The sequence below is a fragment of the Romboutsia sp. genome, from assembly GCF_035470145.1.
Classification (GTDB): Bacteria; Bacillota; Clostridia; order Peptostreptococcales; family Peptostreptococcaceae; genus Romboutsia_D.
The window spans coordinates 1-4,155 of sequence record NZ_DATIRC010000159.1; the positions used below are offsets into that span (position 1 = coordinate 1).

Here is a 4,155-nt window from a genome sequence, read left to right on the forward strand (position 1 = left end):
TTTTAATAAATTATTATAAGCACCACTTTCAATATTTTGATTATATTGACTAATAGTTTCTATGACTAATGTTTCTTCATCTATATTTCTTATATTATTTATAAATAACCCCAATATAACAAGCCTTTCTTCTATTGCAAATCTTCTATCTTGCATTAATCCTATACTAAATATTCTTATATCATTAAAGTATTTTTCTCTAAGAGTTTTAGGCTTAATTGTATTGATATTGCGATTTATACTTATATTTTCAATTTCTTTTATATCTAAATTAAATTCTATTATATTTTCTCTTAACAAAACATTTCTTGCAACTTCTATACAAGAAAGTGTCAGTGAACTTTCTATTGTATCATCTACTAAATTATAACTTCTCGGGTAAGTTTTACAAGTATGACACATATTTTCTTCTCCAATATTTTGATATATTTCGCATAAATTTTCTTCTGAAAGCATTGGACATTTGCTATCAACTAAGTTTATCTTTGCATAATCATAATCTGATTTAGATTTTCTATTCCTACCTATATTATCTATAAGTTTACTTTTAAATTCCGAGTTTTGTAATTTTTTGTATTTTATATATGTTTTTTTATCAATTGTTATACCCCAATCCTTACAACAATGATCTTCACATTTATTGCCTATACATTTAAAGTTGTCATAATAATCTATACTTAAAACTTTTTGTCTTTTCACTTTAGTTCTCCTTTTCTTTATTAATATATATTAACAAACAACAAATCATTTACTAATGTATATTAATAAAGAGTAAAGCATTTGCTTTACTCTTTGTATATTTTACTATCTTAATAATTGCATTACACCTTCTGGTTGTTGCTTAGCTTGCCCTACCATAGCTTGTGATGCTTGTGATAATAAGTTTAATTTAGATAAGTTAACCATTTCTTTAGCAACATCTACATCTCTTATTCTTGATTCTGCTGCTGTTAAGTTTTCAGTTGAAGTTGTTAAGTTAGAAGAAGTTGCTTCTAATCTATTTTGAGTAGCTCCTAAACTTGCTCTATTAGTACTTATACTTTCTAATATAGTATCTACTGCATCTTGTGATGTTTTTGCAGTTGCGTTATCAGTTACTTTTAAATTTTGAACAGCTCCAGCTGCACCTTTTAAATCAAATAAAGTTACAGTTCTTGTTTCATCATTAGCTCCTGCTTGAATAGTTACTGTAGGATTAGTATTATCTAAAAGAGCTTTTTCATTGAACTTAGTTTCACTTCCTATTTGTAGTATTTCTTCACCTAATGCAGTTAACTCTGTTTCTATTTTAGCTTGATCTGTTGCTGTTAATGTTCCATTTCCACCTTGTACTGTTAATTCTCTCATTCTTTGAGCTATGTTTCCAGCTTCTTCTAAAGCACCTTCAGCAGTTTGTACTAAAGATACACCATCTTGTACATTTCTATTTGCTTGTTCCATACCTCTTATTTGACTTCTCATCTTTTCAGATATAGCAAGTCCTGCTGCATCATCACCAGCTTTGTTTATTCTTAACCCTGATGATAATTTCTCCATTGCATTTCCTGCTAATGCAGTATTTTTAGCCATATTGTTAGTAGCTAACATTGCGTTCATATTAGTGTTTATTCTCATGTTTTTACTCTCCTTAGTTTTTTATTGACATCCTTGTCATTTTATTTGTGTAATATTTTGCAAAATATCCTTACAATATATATATCGTCATTATTTTTTAAAACTTTATACTTTTTTATTAAAAATATTTATATTTTCTACATTTTTATTTATATATGAATAGTTTGCTTGCTTTATTTTTTTTTGAATCTTTATTTCATCCTTTATATTGCCTATTTTTTTTTCAAAAATACTCTTTATTTCTTTATCTATATCATATGCATTACTTTCAACATATAACTTTTTAAATTCAGTTTGTTGGTTTTTATATATCTCTTTAATTAATAAACTTCTTTTATCTAATATTTCATCTATTTCATCAAATTTATCCTCTTTTAATAAATTTAAAAGTTCTATTGATAAATTTTTATATAAATCTAATTGTTTATACATTTTATCTCCTTACATCTATTGACTCATTAAATAGTTCATTTGTGAATTAAATTTATTCATAGATGCTTCTAGTGCTGCAAATTTTTTGTATAGTTGTTTTTCTTTTTCATCCATCTTTCTTTGAAGATTTTTTATATTTTCTTGTTGGCTTTTTATTTGTTCTCCAAATAAATTATTGGCAGCTGAAGCTGTTTTTTCTATACCTGCTTTTTTAGCAAATATACTTTTTGAGTTCCCTACATATTTATTAAACACATCTTTCATTCTTTCTAATGACCCAGACTGTGACTTATCTGTAGCTGTTTTTGTTAGAGCTTGATATACTTGCTCTCCATTTTCTAGAAGAGCTTTTTTAAATTTTTCTTCATCCAAGTATATTTGTCCTTGTTTATTATAATCTTGTGATGATGTTATACCTATATCTGTTAAGTTTATTCCCATGTCTTCTATCGGACCGAATAATGCTTGTTTTGTATCTTCCATAAACATTCTAAGTTCATTATCATTTCTAAGCATGCCTTGTTTTGCTTTTTCTTCCCATTTTTCTATTTCTTCTTCACTCATTTCTTCTTTTTGAGCGTCTGTTAAAGGAGGGAAATCGCGATTTTTCTTTTCTATTATCTCACCATAAATTTTATCCATTACTTTATTGTAATCATCTATAAATGCCTTTATTTTATCTACTGTGTCATCAGCACTTATTTCTGATGTTAGATTTGCTTGTCCTATACCTTTTATATCATATTTAACATTATCTATTGTAAATGAATTTGTTTCTTGTTTTACTTCCTTTACTCCTATTATCCCACCGCCAGTTATATTTACAAGCGAGTTACTTCCTTTTATCTCTGTTCCATCTATTGATAAAGACGAAAGTGCATCTGGTGGCTCTATTTTGAAGGTACTACTTTCCCCAGTTTTAGATCCTTGTATGGTGAATGTTCCGGTCATATCGCTAAAAGATGCCTTTACTTGACTATCATTACTAGCATTTATTTTAGTTATTAAAGTATCTATAGTATCATTTTCATCTATAGTTATATCTTTGGAGAATTGACCATTACCTAAATCAATTTTAAAAGTTTTAGTTGTTCCTACGGCTAATCCTATGTTAGTATCCTTAGTTAAGGCTACTCCATCTTTTTCGGTTATACTAATTTTAGGAGGTTTAGCTAAATCAACCACATCAAATTTATAATCTATATTACCAGCTCCAGCTCCTGCCGTTGCACTCACTACACTTGAATTAGAACTATTTACCTTTGTTGTTGAAAAAGTTTTACTCCCTAGTATGTAATCTTGTGATGTCGCTGTAAAATACTTATCCGCAAGTCCTTTTACATCTTTTATAATATCCCTATATGTTTCTTGTTGCCATTTTATAGTTTGTTCTTTTTGTTTTGCTTTATCTATTTTATTCTGTTGTCCAGTTAGCATATCTTTTATTACACTATCCGTATCCATACCTGTTGCAAGACCAGGAATTCTTACAGAGTTTACTGATGCCATACAATCTCCCCCTATCTAGTTTGTTTAGCTTTTTTTGCTACTTCATGCCACATATCTCTTATTTCCTCTATAACTGGTAATACATTGTCTATTATTTCTACATCTTTTTTTATATTAGCTCTTGATAGTTCTTTTTTTATAAAATCATATACGTCATATATATCTTGCATATAACTTCCCACACTTTTATCCATAGTTATCATTAATTCAGTAAATATATCTTGAACTCTAATCAATTCCTTATGTGCTCTTGGTATATCTTTTTGTATTATAGCTAATCTCGCTACTTTTGTATATTTAACAGCTCCATCTACTAACATTAATAATAACTGCTCTTTTGATGCCATTTGTACTGAATTTTGCTTATATGTGTTATACGGATTCGTTGCATACATACTCTTTTCCTCCAAGTTATTTCTTAAAAAACTCTAATATATCTATGTTTTTATTTAAAGCTTGTTTATTTTCTTCTTTTACTCTGTCATGTACTTCTTTCCTAAGTATTGTTACATCCTTAGGTGCAGATATTGCTATTTTTACACTTCCATCTTCTATTTTACTTATACTTACTTCTATATCATCACCTATTAATATAGATTC

At 27.9% G+C, this 4,155-nt stretch carries 6 protein-coding genes; all 6 read right to left on the reverse strand.

All coding sequences use genetic code 11. The features are described 5' to 3' along the window. Positions 1-699, reverse strand: a 699-nt coding sequence (gene fliB / locus VLM92_RS06145; RefSeq protein WP_325275466.1) for a flagellin lysine-N-methylase, incomplete at its 3' end; no start/stop codon positions are given. Between the two features lie 105 nt (positions 700-804). Further along, entirely contained in the window at positions 805-1,614 is an 810-nt protein-coding gene (locus tag VLM92_RS06150) for a flagellin (protein WP_325275467.1), read from the reverse strand. A gap of 105 nt (positions 1,615-1,719) precedes the next feature. Continuing rightward, positions 1,720-2,046 (reverse strand): hypothetical protein, encoded by a 327-nt coding sequence (locus tag VLM92_RS06155; RefSeq protein ID WP_325275468.1) that lies wholly within the window; start codon positions 2,044-2,046, stop codon positions 1,720-1,722. 15 nt (positions 2,047-2,061) lie between these two features. Further along, positions 2,062-3,555 carry a flagellar filament capping protein FliD gene (fliD, locus tag VLM92_RS06160; protein ID WP_325275469.1) on the reverse strand — a complete coding sequence of 498 codons (1,494 nt, stop codon included), beginning with the start codon at positions 3,553-3,555 and terminating at the stop codon, positions 2,062-2,064. Between the two features lie 11 nt (positions 3,556-3,566). After that, positions 3,567-3,950 carry a flagellar export chaperone FliS gene (gene fliS / locus VLM92_RS06165; RefSeq protein WP_325275470.1) on the reverse strand — a complete coding sequence of 128 codons (384 nt, stop codon included), beginning with the start codon at positions 3,948-3,950 and terminating at the stop codon, positions 3,567-3,569. Between the two features lie 16 nt (positions 3,951-3,966). Then, positions 3,967-4,155, reverse strand: a 189-nt coding sequence (locus VLM92_RS06170) for a carbon storage regulator (protein ID WP_325275471.1), incomplete at its 5' end; no start/stop codon positions are given.

Excerpts from the sequence above, each read along its gene's own strand:
- VLM92_RS06150 (WP_325275467.1), bottom strand. The coding sequence starts at position 1,614 with ATGAGAATAAACACTAATATGAACGCAATGTTAGCTACTAACAATATG.
- VLM92_RS06155 (WP_325275468.1), bottom strand. The coding sequence starts at position 2,046 with ATGTATAAACAATTAGATTTATATAAAAATTTATCAATAGAACTTTTA.
- fliD (WP_325275469.1), bottom strand. The coding sequence starts at position 3,555 with ATGGCATCAGTAAACTCTGTAAGAATTCCTGGTCTTGCAACAGGTATG.
- fliS (WP_325275470.1), bottom strand. The coding sequence starts at position 3,950 with ATGTATGCAACGAATCCGTATAACACATATAAGCAAAATTCAGTACAA.